Source organism: Bacillus cytotoxicus NVH 391-98 (genome assembly GCF_000017425.1).
Classification (GTDB): domain Bacteria; phylum Bacillota; class Bacilli; order Bacillales; family Bacillaceae_G; genus Bacillus_A; species Bacillus_A cytotoxicus.
The window spans coordinates 1,129,780-1,148,423 of the sequence record NC_009674.1; the positions used below are offsets into that span (position 1 = coordinate 1,129,780).

Annotated in this window: 16 protein-coding genes and 2 pseudogenes; 12 read left to right on the forward strand and 6 right to left on the reverse strand. The window is 36.2% G+C overall.

Features of this window, described 5'->3' with window-relative positions; translation table 11 throughout:
- Positions 1-8 precede the first annotated feature (8 nt).
- From BCER98_RS05515 to BCER98_RS05525, 3 genes are all read left to right on the forward strand, one after another.
- Positions 9-425: a hypothetical protein gene (locus tag BCER98_RS05515; RefSeq protein WP_011984092.1), complete on the forward strand. Its 417-nt coding sequence runs from the start codon at positions 9-11 to the stop codon at positions 423-425.
- A gap of 97 nt (positions 426-522) precedes the next feature.
- Entirely contained in the window at positions 523-1,446 is a 924-nt protein-coding gene (locus BCER98_RS05520; RefSeq protein WP_011984093.1) for an RluA family pseudouridine synthase, read from the forward strand.
- Between the two features lie 91 nt (positions 1,447-1,537).
- Positions 1,538-2,140, forward strand: a complete 603-nt coding sequence (locus tag BCER98_RS05525) for a DUF1648 domain-containing protein (protein WP_041809546.1) — start codon at positions 1,538-1,540, stop codon at positions 2,138-2,140.
- A gap of 42 nt (positions 2,141-2,182) precedes the next feature.
- Here the strand turns inward: BCER98_RS05525 and BCER98_RS05530 are convergent, their stop codons facing one another.
- The 4 genes from BCER98_RS05530 to BCER98_RS05545 all read right to left on the reverse strand — a co-directional run bounded on the left by BCER98_RS05530 (position 2,183) and on the right by BCER98_RS05545 (position 7,590).
- Complete coding sequence (locus tag BCER98_RS05530) at positions 2,183-3,034, reverse strand: CAP domain-containing protein (RefSeq protein WP_011984095.1); 852 nt, start codon at positions 3,032-3,034, stop codon at positions 2,183-2,185.
- A gap of 449 nt (positions 3,035-3,483) precedes the next feature.
- Positions 3,484-4,812: a (Fe-S)-binding protein gene (locus BCER98_RS05535; RefSeq protein WP_011984096.1), complete on the reverse strand. Its 1,329-nt coding sequence runs from the start codon at positions 4,810-4,812 to the stop codon at positions 3,484-3,486.
- Complete coding sequence (glcD, locus tag BCER98_RS05540; protein ID WP_011984097.1) at positions 4,809-6,221, reverse strand: glycolate oxidase subunit GlcD; 1,413 nt, start codon at positions 6,219-6,221, stop codon at positions 4,809-4,811. The genes BCER98_RS05535 and glcD overlap by 4 nt, the downstream gene beginning before the upstream one ends.
- Positions 6,222-6,474: 253 nt before the next feature.
- Entirely contained in the window at positions 6,475-7,590 is a 1,116-nt protein-coding gene (locus tag BCER98_RS05545) for a CdaR family transcriptional regulator (protein ID WP_011984098.1), read from the reverse strand.
- 139 nt (positions 7,591-7,729) lie between these two features.
- On the opposite strand from BCER98_RS05545, the gene BCER98_RS05550 reads away from it, so the two are divergent.
- The 9 genes and pseudogenes from BCER98_RS05550 to BCER98_RS05590 all read left to right on the forward strand — a co-directional run bounded on the left by BCER98_RS05550 (position 7,730) and on the right by BCER98_RS05590 (position 16,708).
- The gene (locus BCER98_RS05550; protein ID WP_011984099.1) at positions 7,730-8,704 is read left to right on the forward strand and encodes a YncE family protein; all 975 of its coding nucleotides are present in this window, start codon (positions 7,730-7,732) and stop codon (positions 8,702-8,704) included.
- Entirely contained in the window at positions 8,701-9,372 is a 672-nt protein-coding gene (locus BCER98_RS05555; RefSeq protein ID WP_011984100.1) for a response regulator transcription factor, read from the forward strand. Before BCER98_RS05550 ends, BCER98_RS05555 begins: the two co-directional genes overlap by 4 nt.
- Position 9,373: 1 nt before the next feature.
- The gene (locus tag BCER98_RS05560; RefSeq protein WP_011984101.1) at positions 9,374-10,753 is read left to right on the forward strand and encodes a sensor histidine kinase; all 1,380 of its coding nucleotides are present in this window, start codon (positions 9,374-9,376) and stop codon (positions 10,751-10,753) included.
- A 308-nt stretch (positions 10,754-11,061) separates the two neighbouring features.
- A pseudogene (locus BCER98_RS05565) lies at positions 11,062-11,717 on the forward strand (FadR/GntR family transcriptional regulator).
- A 153-nt stretch (positions 11,718-11,870) separates the two neighbouring features.
- The gene (locus tag BCER98_RS05570; protein ID WP_011984103.1) at positions 11,871-12,590 is read left to right on the forward strand and encodes a (Fe-S)-binding protein; all 720 of its coding nucleotides are present in this window, start codon (positions 11,871-11,873) and stop codon (positions 12,588-12,590) included.
- Positions 12,591-12,606: 16 nt separating this feature from the next.
- Complete coding sequence (locus BCER98_RS05575; protein WP_011984104.1) at positions 12,607-14,028, forward strand: LutB/LldF family L-lactate oxidation iron-sulfur protein; 1,422 nt, start codon at positions 12,607-12,609, stop codon at positions 14,026-14,028.
- The gene (locus BCER98_RS05580) at positions 14,028-14,738 is read left to right on the forward strand and encodes a LutC/YkgG family protein (RefSeq protein WP_011984105.1); all 711 of its coding nucleotides are present in this window, start codon (positions 14,028-14,030) and stop codon (positions 14,736-14,738) included. The genes BCER98_RS05575 and BCER98_RS05580 overlap by 1 nt, the downstream gene beginning before the upstream one ends.
- 114 nt (positions 14,739-14,852) lie before the next feature.
- A complete protein-coding gene (locus BCER98_RS05585; RefSeq protein WP_011984106.1) occupies positions 14,853-15,575 on the forward strand; it encodes a prepilin peptidase in 723 nt (240 codons plus the stop codon).
- Positions 15,576-15,724: 149 nt separating this feature from the next.
- A complete protein-coding gene (locus BCER98_RS05590; protein WP_011984107.1) occupies positions 15,725-16,708 on the forward strand; it encodes a glycerophosphodiester phosphodiesterase family protein in 984 nt (327 codons plus the stop codon).
- Between the two features lie 303 nt (positions 16,709-17,011).
- On the opposite strand, the pseudogene BCER98_RS05595 reads toward BCER98_RS05590, so the two are convergent.
- Both BCER98_RS05595 and BCER98_RS05600 read right to left on the reverse strand, forming a co-directional pair.
- Positions 17,012-17,595: pseudogene (locus tag BCER98_RS05595) on the reverse strand (IS256 family transposase); the annotation flags it as partial.
- Positions 17,596-17,750: 155 nt separating this feature from the next.
- Positions 17,751-18,569: an alpha/beta fold hydrolase gene (locus BCER98_RS05600; RefSeq protein WP_011984109.1), complete on the reverse strand. Its 819-nt coding sequence runs from the start codon at positions 18,567-18,569 to the stop codon at positions 17,751-17,753.
- Positions 18,570-18,644: the final 75 nt, after the last annotated feature.

Below are 18,644 nucleotides of genomic sequence, written 5' to 3' on the forward strand. Positions count from 1 at the left end.
TGAAGACAATGTTTCGCTATTTTAAATTTAAATTAAATGATACTGTACAGTTTGCAGAAAATGATGGACATATGTATCGCATTGTCGGTTATAGATTAGAAAAAGGATTTTATCCAAAGGATGAATGGACTCATATTATTTACGAATTGTTACGGGAGTTTGATGGATATACGCTAGATGCAGAAGAAGATGAGTTAGTGAAAGTGATTCAAGTAGATGATGAATACTATAAAATTCATGAGGTCTCTGGCTATCGATATCCTGTGAAACTGAAGGAAAGATCGAAAACTATGAAGGTGGCGACAATGGATGATTTGTTAGATGCATATAATGACTATAAACGGCTAGCAGATTTCTTTAAGGACTTATCATATGAGCAAAAAGCAGAAGAAGTATTGCAAGAGATGAGAAGACTTCTTGCATAAGAAGGCGGTCTATTTAATAGGCAGCCTTCTTATGCATCGTGCATCATAGAAGAATTTCCGATACAATAGAAGAATCAATAGAAATAAGGAGAGAACTATGAAGACGAACAAAAAAGGAGAATGGTGTGAAATAACAGTTCCATCTAAATGGAACGGCATTTCTATCGAATTTTTATTAAGAGAAATATGGTGCGTGCCTAAAAAGATATTACATCAACTTCGAATGGGAAAAAGTGTTATTGTAAATAATGAACAGAAGCGTTGGAGCGAGCTTTTAAAAGAAGGAGATAAACTGCAAGTACATATGTTTATTCCAGAAGAATATGGTGTTATACCAGAATTTGGGGAATTAGATGTTGTATTTGAAGATGATCACGTCTTAATTGTAAATAAACCTGAACAAATGGATACACATCCATCTGAAAAAAATGGGACGGGAACGCTTGCAAATTTAATTGCTTTTCATTTTCAAATGCAAGGTTTAGAAACGAAAGTGCGCCATATTCATCGCTTAGATAAAGATACAACGGGTGGTGTTGTATTTGCGAAACATAGACTAGCTGGCGCCATTATGGATCAGTTATTGATGGAGCGGAACATTAAAAGAACGTATATGGCGCTTGTTGAAGGGAAAATGAAGAAACGAAAAGGAACAATCGATGCAGCAATTGGCCGCGATCGTCATCATGCAACAAGGCGCCGCGTGTCTCCAAAAGGAGATCGTGCCGTAACGCATTATACAGTAGAAGAGTATTTTAAAAGGCAAGATACGACACTTGTCACAGTACAATTGGAAACGGGAAGAACGCATCAAATTCGCGTTCATATGAGTTACAATGGCCATCCGCTCCTTGGCGATGTACTATATGGTGGAAATGTAACATATATGTCTCGGCAAGCATTACACGCCATGCAAATTGCTTTTTTACATCCCATTACAAGAGAGGAGATTATAGTAGACATTCCAGCTCCTGAAAAAATAGATAAGCTTATGCAAAGTTTTCGAAAATCCAACATGTAAATGATTTGGTAGAAATTTGAGAAAAATATTTTTTGCAGGAATTTTGTTGTGAAAAGAGAAGCCGTAAATAGGAAAGAGAGGGGAGGATCAATTGGTAAGGGATAAATATATGTTGTGGATATTTTTGACTTGCCTTTTATTTACTTTATTTCTCTATCCGTATTTACCGTACTCTATCGCGGTGCATTGGAATCAGGACAATGAGCCAAATGAATTTGCCAGAAAACAAATCGTCGTATTTTTGATTCCTTGTTTTATTATTGCTTTTCATAGTTTGCTGTATATCATTTCGAAATATATACCTAAAATGGATCGCGGGAATCAAACAATTATAATAGAATTTAAAACAAATATCACAGTATTCCTATTGTTTATTCATATGCTCGTTCTTTTCATTGCTTTAGGGATGATGGTGCCATTTCAAATCGGTTTGACAATTGGAATTAGTGTATTTCTTTTTATGACTAGTAAAAGCTTTAAAAAGATGGGGAAAGAAAAAGAGCCGGTTCCTTTGCAAAAAATATGTCTATTGGGGCAACGTGTTTTCTGCAGCATGGCTTACATGAGTTTATGTTCCTTGTTGTTAAGGTTAGAATGGGGGATGTATGTATTAATTAGTATCATTTGCTGTGGAGCCATTTTTTTTCTATTCGGTATTCTATATTCCTATTTGTTAGCAAACTATGAAACATAAAAAGAGCCTTTCGCTTAGAAGACTCTTTTTATGTTTCTTATTTTATTTTGTAATGAATTGTTGTGTCCAGTAGTTACCGTTTTCTACATGACCCACACCGATGTGAGTAAAGCTGCTATTTAAGATGTTTGCGCGGTGACCTTCGCTATTCATCCAAGCTTGTACAACTTCTTCTGGTGTACGTTGACCTTGTGCGATATTTTCACCTGCAGATTTGTAAGAGATACCAAATCGTTTCATCATGTCAAATGGAGAACCGTATGTTGGGCTATTGTGATCAAAGTAGTTATTTTTTTGCATATCTTCAGATTTTGCACGTGCTACTTTGCTTAATTCGTTATCAACTTGTAACGCTGATAAACCGTGTTTTGCACGTTCAGCATTTGTTAATTTAACAACACGTTGTTCAAATTCGCTTAAAGAACCTTTTTTCTCTTCAGCAGGTTTTTGTGTTTCAGGTTTAACTGTTTCGTTGTTTACAGCAGGTTTTTGTGCTTCAGGTTTAGCTGTTTCGTTGTTTACAGCAGGTTTTTGTGCTTCAGGTTTAGCTGTTTCGTTGTTTACAGTAGGTTTTTGTGCTTCAGGTTTAGCTGTTTCGTTGTTTACAGTAGGTTTTTGTATTTCTGGAGTTATAGGTACGGGTTGCTTATTAGAAATGAAGCAGTTTTGTTGGAATGCTACTTGATTCCACTCTGCTAAAGATTGGATTCCGATAGATTGTAAGTATGCTTGTAATTCTTGTTGATTCATATATTTCATCATAACTTTAGAATTATGAATGTTTTGAATCTTAATTTTAGCTGGTTGTACAGTTGCAGCTTGTGCGTCTAAAGATGTTACTCCTAGCGTTAATGCAGTTGCAGCTGCTACAGATAATAAAACACGTTTTTTCATAAAGATGTGTCCTCCTATGGAAAAGTATTGTACTGTTTTCAACAGATTCATTTTTGACAGCCTGTCTGACTGACAAATTTATGGTAACACAGAAAAGGTCGCAAAAAAGATGGAAAAAAATTCATAGACTGTAAAATTTCCTGTTTTATCCTAGAGTAGGAGGAGAATAAAAATAGGAGAACACTAGATTATAAGAGGAATGATTAGCAATTTTATCTTTACTAATAAAGATGAAATTTTGGTATAATTTACCGTAGTTTCATTATAAGAAACCTCACATAGCGAAGAGTTTCAAAGTTTTGGAAGGAATATAATGGATATTATTTAACAAAACTGTAACGTTTTTGTTGTTCTTTTTTATCGGACAGTAACATATTTTTAATCTTGTAGCGGATAAAAACAGCGGCTATCTCTTTACATAGAAGAAAGGGATAGCCGTTTTCTTATTATTATGAGTTATACTCAATTGCCTCTAATAGTAGATCTACAATATGAACTCCTCGCATTTTATGAGAGAGATGTTCACGTTCAATACCAAGTTTCATTTGTAATAAACAACCTGGATTAGCAGTAACGATTGTAGTTGCATTTGTTTCGTGGACACGTTCCATCTTGTAATTTAAAAATTCCATCGATAGTTCAGAATGAACAATATTATAAATTCCAGCTGAACCACAGCAACGATCAGCATCTTTCATTTCTCGATATGTTATGCCTTGAATTGCTTGTAGAAGCATACGTGGCTCTGAGGATGTATGCATTACGTTGCGCAAATGACAAGAATCTTGATACGTAATAATTTGCGGTGGTAGGCGTAAATCAGTTCGTTTATGGAAATCTAACTCAACTAAAATGGCTGTAATATCTTTTATTTTCGCAACAAACTGTTTTGCCCGTTCAGCCCACTTCGAATCATCTTTTAACAAGTGATCATAATCTACAAGATATGCTCCGCAACCACCAGCATTTGTAATAATATAATCAATATTCAAATCCTCAAAAGCTTTGATATTTCGTTTCGCAAGTTCTTTTGCTCCCCTCTTTTCACCAGCATGACCATGGAGCGCACCGCAGCAATTTTGATTTTTCGGAATCACAACATCACAACCAGCAAGTTGAAGAAGTTTCATCGTTGCATTATTTGTTTCTAAGAACATGGTATCCATTAAGCATCCTGTAAAGAAAGCAACACGTTTTTTCTTTGTCGCTTGAGCAGGTAAAAATTCTGGACGGTTTTTCATTTTTTTCATTTTTGGTACTTTTGGTAAGACAAGATCCATCGTTGCAAGTGTTTCAGGAAATAGCTTCATAATCCCTGTTTTATGTGTCAATGTTTGTAAACCAGAGCGTTGGTAAAATCCAATGATTCCTGTTAATGTGCGCATGCGATTTTGATGGGGAAATAGTCCCTCAAATACCATTTTACGAACAGCTTTCACAGGCATAGAGAACTTTTTATTTTGATTAATAATATCTCGTGCTTCTTCTAATAGATGGCCGTAGTTTACACCTGATGGACAAACAGGTTCACACGCGCGGCAACCAAGGCAAACATTTAATGTATTTTCCACATCTTCATCAGGTTCTATTAAACCATCAACAACCGCTTTCATTAAAGCGATACGCCCGCGAGGTGAGTGAGACTCCTTATAACCAGATTGAATATAAGTAGGACAAGTTGGTAAGCAAAATCCGCAACGCATACAGTTTAATAATTCATCTTCATTTAAGCGCTCTTTAAACTCTTTTTGAATTTGTTCTTTGTTCAATGTTGTCATTGTTCGACCACCACTCTTTTACGAGAATCTTTGGCGAACATTTTTCCTGGATTCATAATATTGTTTGGATCGAAAGCTTGCTTAATTCCTTTCATAGCCGCGATGCCCTCTTTGCCTAATTTTAATTCTAAATAAGGAGCTTTCATAGCACCTACTCCATGTTCACCTGTAATGGTGCCGCCGAGTTTAATAGCTGTTTCAAAAATTTCAGCAAAGGCTTGTTCAGCACGGTGCATTTCTTCTTTATTGCGAGCATCTGTCATACAAGTTGGGTGTAAGTTTCCATCACCAGCATGACCAAATGTACAAATTGAAATGTCGTATTTTTTAGCGATTGCATTAATTGCTTCCACCATTGGTGCAATTTGTGAGCGAGGAACAGTTGCATCTTCTAATATTGTTGTCGGCTTTAATCTTGCTAAGGCAGAAAGGGCGCTACGACGTGCGGTACGCAGTGCATCTGCTTCTTGCTCATCTTTTGCAATACGCACATCAACCGCATGCATCTCGCGGCAAATTTCAGCCATTTTTTCAATATCACGATTCACCACTTCACTTGCACCATCTTGTTCAATGAGAAGGATGGCTTTTACATCGGTAGGCAGACCGATTTGGGCAAATTCTTCTACGACTTCAATTGTCGGCTGATCTAAAAATTCAAGTGTTGCAGGAATGATTTTATTCGCAATTATCGTAGAAACGGCTTGAGCAGCTTCATTCATATCTTGATATAATGCGAGCATGGTTTTCTTTGTTTCAGGCATTGGAACGAGTTTTAAAATAGCCTCTGTTACAACACCGAGAGTACCTTCCGAACCAACGAATAAACGAGTTAAATCATAACCCGCTACATCCTTCGCTAATTTACCACCTGTTCGGATGATATCACCATTTGGTAAAACGATTTCAAGACCGATTACATAGTCTCTTGTTACACCATATTTTAAGCCGCGTAAGCCACCGGAATTTTCGTTAATATTCCCGCCGATTGTAGAAATTTTCATTGAGCTTGGGTCCGGTGGGTAAAAGAGTCCTTTCGCTTCTACAGCATTCATAATAGCAAGGGTAATAACGCCAGGTTGCACAGTAACTGTTAAGTTTTCTTCATCTATTTCTAATATTTGATTCATATGACGGAAAATCAAAACAACGCCACCTTCAAGCGGACATGTTCCTGCACAGAGATTTGTACCAGAACCACGAACGTACACAGGCACTTTATGCGTGTTGCATATCTTTAGCACTTCGGATACTTCATTTGTATTACGTGGTGCAACGACTGCATCAGGAATCGATTGAAAGTTTGGCGTCGCATCATAACTATACGTTAAACGACCCATATTGGATGTATCTACATTCTCTTGACCAACAATAGATACAAATGAATCAATAATATGTTGTTCTAGCATTAGAAATCCCCCTCAAACTGTTGACTTAATATCCTATTCATGAGAGTTGGACTTATTTCATGATTTGCCTTTGTGAAACAAATCGCATTATGAGTACAAACATCTTTCAAGTAAATTGTTTTTCTCCCGTGAATAACCTTGAGATTGTTGACATGCTTCTGAAAGAAAATAAGAATAAAAGCGCTGTCACAGTGTTTTCATTAATAATGATAAAAAAGTAGGGAATTTCTTTCTATATATAAACAACTAAAGATTAGTTCGTTTTTTCACCCTTTTTTGTATGATTATCTAATAGGAGGAGGGCAAAGTATAAAACAATTAAATCTTTAAATTGTTTTGGGTTAAGTCCTGTACGGTCCTCGACTCTTTTTAACCTGTAATGCAATGTATTAATATGAATATGTAAACTTTTAGCTGTTTGTTTATACGACTGATTGTGCTCAAGAAATAGTCGTAATGTTTGCATCAGTTCCCCTTCAGATAATAAAGGGGCGATTGTACGTTTCAGAAATTCTTTCCGAGTTTCGGTGGTAATATCTTGTAAACACATTTCCAATCGTAAGTCTTCATGAAATACAATTCCTTTTGTTTCAAAGGCGACAGAAAGGGCACGCAATGCTTGTTCATAAGATATATGCATCTCGCTAGGCATAACAGTTTGACCGATTCCAATATAAACTGTAATCGGGAATAAAGCTTCACAATCTTGTTTTAATCGTTTGAAAAATTGAAAGGATTTGTTTTTAGATTCGATTGTAGTAAATAAAATAAAGCGGTCATTTCCCCATCGTACAAATAATGCATCTTTTGTTAATAAATTGCGAATATGTTGCCAAATTTTTCTTTGTAACATTGCGTCCTCCTGATTAAAGGAGATTAAAACGAGTTGTTTCTTTTTGTATAAATCGATTCCAAGTGTTTTGGCACGATCTAAAAAACTAGGTGACCAATCCTTACTTTGAAGCCAATCAAACACGAATGCTTCATAGGAGCGCTGCTTCAGTTCTAACTGTTCTAGAAAATAATTTTCATGGATAAGCAACTCTGTCATTTTTCGTAATATTTCTCCGTATGGTGAAATGTTTTTTGGGTCACCTGTTATGCCAATCACACCGATGACTTCATTGTGAAAAAGGAGCGGGAGGTTCATTCCAGCTTTTACGCCTTGTAAATGGTGTTCATCCTCTTTTGTAATAATGACAGTTTTCTTTTCTTTTGCACACCGAAGGGCTCCTTCATGAAACTGTCCAATTCGCTCGAAATCTGTACTCGCAATGATGATCCCCTGTATATCAATAATGATAATATTCCCTGTAATGAGTCTTCTCACTTCACGGACAATTTTATTTGCTAAATCAGGAGAAAGCATAATTTGCACACCTCTACTTTTATTTGTTGTACATTATATATGTTGTCGTTGTATTCATATAGGAAGATTTCACACATTCCTCACAATTATTTGTTATTTTACAATTATAACGAAATTATCTACAGATGGAGGGAATCTCTTGAAGAAATATTTGTTTCTTCTATGTTTTTTGTTTCTGTTAGCAGGGTGTAATGAAAATTCGTATACACCGATTGCAAAACATAAAAGTGTAGTTATAACAACAAATATAAAAGAAGGCAGCATTAGCTTTATTGATAAAAAGTTAAAAAAAGTAATCGCATCATGGGAGCTGCAAGAACCTATTACTGGTGTTACGATACTTCCAAATGGTGAGGATATGCTTGTATACGGAAAGCAATTAGAATATATATATATTTATTCGTTAACAGAAGGGAAGCAAATGAAGAAGTGGAAGACAGGAAAAGGAATTGCAAATATTATTGTAGCAAATGATGGTAAGCAATTGTTTTTGGCGGACCAAAATGAACAAAAGATACGATTTTTTACGATGGATGGGAAAGAGATAGGAAATGTTCCTGTAGCAAAGGGCCCCCTTACAATGGTGCAGCATCATAAAAATTTATATGTACTAAATTTTTATGATACAGAGCTATCTACGATCGATTTAGAGAAAAAGCAGGTGAAACAATCTTTTATAGTACCACCAGCATCGACAGGAGCTATGGTGAGTAGCGATGGGAAGGAAATATGGATCGGCGGACATGGAGATGGAAAGCAAGTGAATGAAAAAGTACTTGTATATTCACTACGTAATGGAGAAATGCTTCGTTCGTTACATGCACCATTTATGCCGATTAGTATTTCTGGGGATGGAAAATTTGTATACGTCTTAAGTCATGGGTCAAATATGCTTCGAAAGTTTGATGCGGGAACATATCGAGAGGTAGGAGCAACCGAAGTAGGATCCAATCCATTTGCTTTCTTAAAGAGCGGGGAAGAAGAAGGATATGTCGCCAGCTATGATAGTGACGAAGTGTATATCATTGATATAAAGGATATGAAGATAAAACAAACGGTTGCAGTTGGCAAAGGGCCATTTCACTTGACTGAGAGAGAGGAGAGAGAAAAATGAACAAATATAAAGTATTACTTGTTGATGACGAGAGTGATATGAGGCAACTTGTTGGTATGTACTTAGACAACTTTGGTTATGAATGGGATGAAGCGGAAAATGGAAAAGAGGCACTTTTAAAATTAGAAGAGGCGCATTATGATTTTGTTATTTTAGATATTATGATGCCAGAGATGGATGGAATTGCCGTTTGTAAAGAAATTAGGAAAACATCAGATATTCCGATTATTTTTTTAACGGCTAAGGGAGAAGAATGGAATCGAGTAAATGGTTTACGAAATGGTGCGGATGATTATGTTGTGAAGCCATTTAGTCCCGGGGAGCTGATTGCACGCATGGAAGCTGTACTCAGACGATATACAAAGCAAGGGCAACAAGAAGAATTGGAATTTGGCCCAATACGTATGAATGAAAAAAGCAGGAAGGCTGAAACGAACGGAAAAATCATTTCCCTTACAGTAAAAGAATTTGATTTATTATATTTTCTTTGCCAGCACCATGGCCAAGTATTTAGCCGAGAGCAGTTATTAGAGAAAGTATGGGGATATGACTATGCAGGAAGTACAAGAACGGTGGATACACATGTGAAAACAATGCGTTTGAAACTAGGAGAAAGCGGAAACTGCATCCAAACAGTTTGGGGTGTAGGATATAAATTTGAGGTGTAATATGTTTACAATGGTACAGAAGCTATGGCTTACAGTTGTATGTGCAGTATGTATAACAGTTTCTTTTCTTTACTTTGTGTCATTGTACTCGTATGAAAAATTATACGTTCAAAATATTAAAGACACATTAATTGTAGAAGGAAAAAAACTTGTTTCACAATACAATAAGCGTGAAGGGATTTCTGCATTTGAGGAAAAGGTAAGAATGTTTGATAGAGTCTCTCATGCAGATATACTATTTGTAAATAACCCGCGTGATTTAAGTGCGTGCTTACCTTTTGATGTGCATTATGATTCACTTATTAGTGAACAGGATCGACAAATATTATTAGACGGTAAAACAGTGACAAAGGTTGGATATGAGGAACACTTTAATCGGAATATTATGGGAGTAGTTATTCCTGTTTTAGAAGAAAAGAAATTAGTGGGAATTGTATATTCTTACATCCCTTTAAAAAGTATTAAAGATTTAATATTTGATATGGGCATCATTTTAGCACCGTTAGCGCTTATTATAGTAATACTTACTGTATGGATTGGCCGGAAAATTATTATTGCGATTACAAAGCCGCTTTCACAAATGGAACAGATTGCAAACCATATGGCAACGGGGGACTTTTCAGAGCGTATTACCATTTCATCTGAGGATGAAATAGGTCGCCTTGGAAGAGCATTTAATAAAATGGCTACTTCATTGGAGAATGAAGATATAAAGCGAAAGGAATTTTTAGCGAATGTTTCACATGAACTTCGGACGCCTCTTAGCTATATTAAAGGATATAGTGAAGCGATTTTAGATGGTGTGGCAAAGGGGAAACAAGAGAAATTTATGCAACTTATTCATAAAGAAGCAGGACGGATGCAGCGACTTGTGCATGATTTATTAGATTTAGCTCAATTAGAAGGGGAGCATTTTCCACTTCAAAAACAGCCAATCGTCTTTGCGCAGCTTATTGAAGATGTGGTGGAAACGTATGAATGGAAATGTATCGAAAAACAAGTGGAAATTTCAATGGAACTAGATCCGGATATTATTGTAATGATTGATGAAGATCGAATGCAACAGGTGCTCCATAACATATTGGATAATGCTATCCGCTATACAAATGAAAAGGGAAAGATTACAGTGCAGCTACAGAAGCTGAAGAAAGATTGTCAGTTGAAAATCATGGATACAGGAATTGGAATTGAACGAGAACATGTAGAACAACTTGGCGAAAGATTTTATCGAGTTGATAAAGCAAGAAGTCGTCAGCATGGTGGGACTGGACTCGGACTTGCGATTGTAAAACAAATTGTGCACATTCATGATGGGAAATGGAAAATTGAGAGCGAAAAAGGAAAAGGAACAACTGTTATGATCCAATTACAAATGGAGTAACGCAGAGAGGGGGGCATGGTAGAACGATAGGATTTTTATGGAAATGAAGGGTGAAAATAATATAGTATGCAGAGAAAAGGAAGATAAATAGAAAAATTATTAATTTTATTCCTTGTATAGTGAAAAATTGACGAATTTATGAACAAAATATTTGTACTTCATACCAATTCGTTCTAAAATAGGTATGATGCTTAATTCTTATAAATCGTTTTAATTGTTGTTTGGATGATACTGAGGTGATTTAACTGGAATACAAATCTATTAAACCAAAAAAAATTTACGAAGAGGTATCTGAAGCCATTTTAACAATGATTAAAAATGGTACATTAAAACCTGGAGACAAACTTCTTCCTGTACATCAATTAGCGGAGCAGTTTCAAGTGGGCAGATCTGCGGTTCGTGAAGCGTTAAGCGCGCTTAGAGCGATGGGCCTAATTGAAATGAAACAAGGAGAAGGAACATATGTGAAGAACTTTGATTCTTCGTCATTGACAAAGTCGTTAAATCATACGTTACTAATGAAGAAGGAAGACATTTTGAATTTATTAGAAGTGCGAAAAGTGCTTGAAGTGGGGGCAGTTCGAGCAGCAGCAGCAAAGCGCACGGAAGATAACTTGCAAAATATGAGGCATTGGTTAGATGAGATGGAAAAAGGTATTGGAGATGAAAAAGCTGGCGAAAAAGCAGATTTTCATTTTCATATGGCAATTGCAGAAGCTTCACATAATAAGATTTTACTTGAGCTTATGAATCATGTTTCAGAAATGATTGCTGAAACGATTGGTGAGTCAAGGCGCATTATTTTATATGGTGAACAAACGACAGCAGAACGACTTTTAGAAGAGCATCAAGCAATTTATGAGGCAGTATTGGGGCAGGATATAGACTCTGCACAACAAGCAATGCTAAATCATTTAACGAATGTAGAGCATATTGTCACAGGTAAAAAGATATAAATTCGTGATTTGGTCATTCAAACATTTACTGTTAGAGAAAGATTAACTGAGCGTGTTTTTAGAAAAGGAGATTTGGGCGTTGGTTGAGCCTACTTCTTCTTTTTGGTCATCTGATGACCATATGATTGTGAGCTAGATTGTAATGAGGGGGAATTTAAATTATGAAAGTTACTTTATTTGTTACTTGTTTAGTCGATATGTTTGAAACAAATGTCGGTAAAGCAACAGTCGAAGTGTTGGAGCGTTTAGGTTGTGAAATCGAATTCCCGGAAGCGCAAGTTTGTTGTGGGCAACCAGCTTATAATAGCGGGCATGTAGAATCAGCAAAAGAAGCGATGAAGCATATGATTGAAACTTTCGAAGATGCAGAATATATTGTTACACCTTCTGGATCTTGTGCGACAATGTTTCACGAGTATCCACACGTTTTTAAAGACGATCCAAAGTGGGCAGCACGTGCACAAAAAGTAGCAGACAAAACATATGAATTAACACAATTTATTGTAGATGTGTTAAAAGTTACAGATGTTGGAGCGAGTTTAAAAGGAACAGCAACCATGCATAAATCTTGTCATATGACACGTATGCTTGGAGTAAAAGAAGCACCAGGAATTCTATTATCTAATGTAAAGGGATTAACTGTAAAAGAACTGCCTAACGTGCAAAATTGTTGTGGTTTTGGCGGAACGTTCTCAGTTAAGATGACACCAATTTCTGAGCAAATGGTAGATGAGAAAGTAGATAGCGTGATGGAAACAGGCGCAGATTACTTAATTGGTGCAGATTGTGGGTGCTTGTTAAACATTGGCGGACGTATCGAGCGTTTGGGGAAAAAAGTAAGAGTCATGCATATTGCTGAGGTATTGAATAGTCGTTCATAAAGGGGGAACATAAGCTATGTCTATGAAAATCAGTGAAAAAAAATTTAATGATCGCGTTGGTGATGGAATTCAAGATTCATTTATGCGCGGTGCAGTAACTTCTGCGCAGACGCGTTTATATACGAATCGTCTAAAAGCAGCAGATGAATTAGGAAATTGGGAAGAGTGGCGTGAGCTTGGTGAACAAATTCGCCAACATACTTTAGAAAATCTTGATTATTACTTGATGCAACTGAGTGAAAATGTATCAAAACGAGGTGGAAATGTTTTCTTTGCGAAAACAAAAGAAGAAGCAGCTAACTATATTCAAGAAGTAGCGAAAAAGAAAAATGCAAAAAAAGTTGTGAAATCAAAATCAATGGTAACCGAAGAAATTAGCATGAACCACGCGCTTGAAGAAATCGGTTGCGAAGTTGTTGAGAGTGACCTAGGAGAATATATTTTACAAGTGGACAATGATCCACCATCTCACATTGTTGCACCAGCACTTCATAAAAATAAAACACAAATTCGTGATGTTTTTAAAGAAAAATTAGGATATGAAAACTCTGATGATCCATATGAAATGACAAAATTTGTTCGTAAGCATCTTCGTAAAAAATTTATGGATGCTGAAATTGGGATAACAGGTTGTAACTTTGCGGTTGCAAATACAGGTTCTCTCTGCCTAGTAACAAATGAGGGGAACGCAGACCTTGTTATGTCTATTCCGAAAACACAAATTGCGGTAATGGGTATGGAGCGTATGGTTCCAACTATGGAAGAGCTCGATGTTTTAGTTGGTTTACTATGCCGCAGTGCAGTAGGACAAAAACTAACGAGTTATGTAACAGTAGCTGGTCCAATTCAAGAAGAAGAAATAGATGGACCTGAAGAATTCCATTTAGTAATTGTAGATAATGGACGTTCTGAAATTTTAGGATCTGAATTCCGCCAAGTACTGCAATGTATTCGTTGTGCAGCATGTATTAATGTGTGCCCTGTATATCGTCACGTTGGTGGACATTCTTACGGTTCTATTTATCCAGGCCCAATTGGAGCTGTTTTATCCCCACTTTTAGGTGGATATGACGATTATAAAGAACTTCCATATGCATCTAGTCTGTGCGGAGCTTGTACAGAAGCATGTCCAGTAAAAATTCCATTGCATGATTTACTGTTGAAACATCGTCAAGTTATTGTTGAGAAAGAAGGACGTGCCCCACTTGCAGAAAAATTAGCAATGAAGATGTTTAGTATGGGTGCTTCTTCAGCCGCTTTATACAAAATAGGATCAAAAATGGCACCAGTTGCACTAAGCCCATTTACATCCGGTAATCGTGTTACAAAAGGAGTAGGGCCACTGAAAAATTGGACAGAAATTCGTGAGTTCCCAGCTCCAAGTAAAGAAAGATTCCGCGATTGGTATAAAGAGCATAAGAAAGGCGGGGACAAGTAATGGCAGGAACAATTCAAAATCGTGATTCTTTTTTAGATAACATTGCAAAAGAACTTGGACGTGCACGCAAGACAGAAGGAGTGCAGCGCCCAGTATGGAAAAACAATGTGAATCTTGAAACATTAAAAGATTGTTCAGAGGAAGAATTATTAGAAGTATTTAAAAAACAATGTGAAAACATTCATACAACTGTAATTGAAACAACAAAAGATGAGTTAAAAGACGCGATTCAACAAATGATTGCTGAAAATGGTGGAGGACCTATTTTAGTATCTGATGATGAACGTTTTGAAAAGTATGGTTTAACATCTTTCTTTAGAGAAGAGCTTCCAAGCCAAAATGTTGAGGTGAATATTTGGGATCCTGAAGAAAAGGACGAAAATATTCGTTTCGCTGAAAAAGCAAACATTGGAATTGCATTCAGTGATTATACATTAGCAGAATCGGGTACTATCGTTGTCCAAAGTCGTAAAGGACAAGGTCGTTCTTTGCATTTCTTACCAACTGTATACTTTTCGATTATTCCGCGTGAAACAATTGTACCTCGTATTACACAAGCAGTTCGTGATATGAATGCACGTGTTGAAAAGGGAGAAGCGGTAGCATCTTGTATTAACTTTATTACAGGTCCAAGTAACTCAGCTGATATTGAGATGAATCTTGTTGTTGGTGTACATGGACCATTAAAAGCATACTATTTTGTAGTATAAAATGGAGAAAAGCAGGCGAGAAATAGCCTGCTTTTTTTAGTGGACTTAAGAAAACAGTAATTAGCAAGATCGCACTCTCTTTGATATATTTTGGGGAGAAAGGGGGAGGAAGTAGTGCTGTTATATATATATGCATTTGTAACAGGAATCGTGTTCGGATCCTTTTACCTTGTGGTGGCTCTTCGTGTACCAAGGGGAGAATCTATCATTACTCCGCGCTCATATTGTCCTCATTGTCAGCATAGATTGCAGCCTAAAGAACTGATTCCCATTTTGTCTTTTTGTATGCAAAGCGGTCGTTGTAAACATTGTAAAAGGAAAATACCTTATACTTATCCGATAGTTGAATTGATAACGGGAAGTTTATTTCTTATTTCAGTATGCATGGTGGGAGTGGAGCAAGAATTGATTGTCATTTGTACACTTTTTTCTTTACTTGTTATGATTACGCTTACGGATCTTTTTTATATGATGATTCCCAATGCTGTATTACTTAGTTTTAGTTGTATTTTTCTTATCGAATATATGATAAGCCCGTTTATTTTTTGGTTGGATAGTGTGCTTGGTGGAGGAATTATATTTTGCGTATTGTATATACTCCGAATGATATATCCAAATGGTCTTGGAGGTGGCGATGTGAAATTGTTATCTCTACTTGGATTTGTACTAGGAATAAAAGGGATTTTGATTACGCTTTGTATTGCTTCTTGCTCCAGTCTTTGCTTTTTAGGAATTTGTTTCCTATTTAAGCGAATGAATATAAGAGATCCCTTGCCGTTTGGCCCTTTTATTGCACTTGGGACAATCTGTTATGTCGCTATAAAATTTTTGGAATAAGGCGGGGGCACATTGCTGAATTGCATATCAATTCTTTAATAACCAATCATATCCATTGCAATAAAATATGATTGGTTGTAACATTTACCAGTATTTAAATGACGAACATTGTTTAAAGGATTTTAACTAGTATTTAAGAGGAGAATACAATGAATAAAATAAAACGGTTACTGAAACGTAAAACGACTTGGATAATTCTTATCCTATTTGTATTTGTTTATGTAAATAACAGTTCTCTTTTGGCTAAGAGGGCCGAGGGGACTCCTCTTCTTCTTGCTCACCGAGGACTTTCGCAAACATTTAGCATGGAAGGGATTGAGGATGATACATGTACAGCAGAACGTATAGATAAACCTGAACATCCTTATTTAGAAAATACAATTCCATCTATGGAAGCGGCATTTAAAGCTGGAGCTGATCTAGTAGAGTTTGATGTTCAACCAACTAAAGATAATAATTTTGTTATTTTTCATGACTGGACTCTTGATTGCCGTACTAATGGTAAAGGTGTTACAAGAGATTTTACAACAAAAGAATTACAAGCACTTGATATTGGTTACGGTTATACAGCTGATGGGGGTAAAACATTCCCGTTTCGTGGTAAAGGGATTAATCTTATGCCAACACTTGATGAAGTACTTCACCATTTTCCAGATCGTTCTTTTCTTATTCATATTAAAAGTGATGATGAAAATGAAGGAAACCAATTGGCGGCTTACCTCAAGAAACTACCAGCGAAACGCCTTGATCAACTAACTGTATATGGCGGTGATAAACCAATTGCTGCGATAAAAGAGCGTATCCCTAGTTTACGAACAATGTCAAAAGCAACCATGAAAAAGGATCTTCTTACTTATATTGCATTAGGGTGGACTGGCTACATACCTTCAAGCCTGAAGCATGGAGAATTACATATACCAGACAAAGTAGCTCCTTGGCTTTGGGGATGGCCAAATCGTTTTCTTAATCGAATGGATAAAGCGGGTACTCGAGTTATCGTTGTAGGAGGAAATGGATTTGGATTTTCAAGTGGATTTGACTCATCTGAAGATATAAAACGTCTTCCTGACGATTATACAGGTGGAATTTGGACAAACCGCATTGATAAAATAGCACCTGTATTTAAGAAATAAGGGATGATATAACAATCGAAGTTTTTTCATATGTTTAACTATTTATATTTTAAAAGAAAACGTATTAATAATGTTGAAGTTTTATATGCGCCCGATCTCCCACTGGGAGCGTCAATATTTTTGTGTAAATGCATTTTCAACCTTTTCGGATAGAACGTCACTTTTAGTATAAATATAAGCTTTGCTCGAAGGATCGATTTTATTTATTGGCAGGGCTAGCCCTGCCAATAAATAAAATTTCACGATGCTGTGTCCTTCCTCTTCAAATTCTTCCAACATCGTTAACGATGCAGCACGCGCCTTACGAATTTTGTGTGATAAATTGCGGGCTATATGGACTAAACAAGATTGATATTTGGCTCTTGAAAATACGTTTGAGATGGCATCTACCATGTCTTTGAAGCCATCTGAAATAAACAGAAGGATATCCTTTACACCACGATCTTTGAGTTCTTCTAAAAGCTCTTGCCAGTTATACGCTGATTCAGTTGGCGCAATCGTGTACGCAAGCACTTCTTTTGATTTATCTTCACAAATACCAACAGCGATATAGGTTGTATCTACATACACACATATATAGCGAGTATGTAAAGGTCGTTGATGAAACGCTTTAACTTGTTCAGAAACAGATTTCTTTGAGGCGTGTAACATTTTCTCGATTAAACGTGCAATTTCTGTCCTTGTAATTCCTTTTGGAAAGAGATGAATCACAGTCGCGTTTCGCGTATCATTTGAGCGCTGATATGGTGCCACTGTCTGTTGCTTAAATTCGCCGTTAGATCACGCGGTATTTGTAAGTGTAACTCTCCATACTCGGTGTGTCATGTACGAGAATACGAACCATTGCGAGAATTACCTGAACTGAAACCTATACAATCATATTTTTCTAGTTTAAAAATGAAGTTCATTTTTGGGAATAATTAATTTCTTAAGTTGATGGCAACGGGGCGAGCCCTCTAATATAAATAAGAAATTGGGATGAAATGAATACTTTCTTTTATTATCAAGAACTCAATGAAAAAGTTTTTAAAATAAAAGAATATTAATGATAAACTTCTTCAATTCTGTCCAGCCATTCATTTACTAGAGTGTTAAAAAGTTGTGGTTGCTCTATTTGTAAATTATGTCCAGCTGTATCCAATACGGCAAATGTTCCTCTTGGATATTTATGTAAAATGTTAAGGGCATCTTTATATCCAACAGAAGCGTCTTGTCTTCCTAAAAGAAATATACTGGGCTTATCAAAATTAGATTGATCAACTTTAAATGAAAACTCATATTTATTCCTAACTCTATTTAAAAACTTTTCATCTGCAATTTTACAGCCTGCAACAATTTCATTTTTGTAACGCAACCAATTATACTCATCAAGTACAACTTGATTGCTTTTGAAATGTTCTAATTCCTCTTTCGATAAACTTTCAATAAATTTAGCATCTGTTTTCAAGACTCTATGTTTCTCAACGGCTCTATTTTCGTTCAGAGGGATAATAACAGGACATATAAATGCTGCTCCGAGTATTCGTTCTTTTTGTTTTTCGATAAGTCCTCTAGCTATATAGCCGCCGTAAGATTCACCAGCAATTATGTATTCTTGATCATGGAGAACGGCTTGAATAAAATCTAAAACAGCATTCAACATTTCATCAGAGCAACTTATTTCGTCATAGTTTTTTGTTACTCCCATTCCAGGTAGATCGATATAAATACGTCGCCATCCATCTCTTTTAGTAAATATAGGTTCCATACAACCACTCATTAATCGATGATCAGGTGCATAGCCATGTACCATTAAAATTGGTTTTCCTTTCCCTATATCTTCATAGTAAATGTCGGCTTGTTTAACTTTGCAATATGGCATATTGAACCCTTCTTTCTTGAAAATTTTGAATATTCTATCGGTTATTCCCTCTAAATTTAAATATACAAGAAGAAA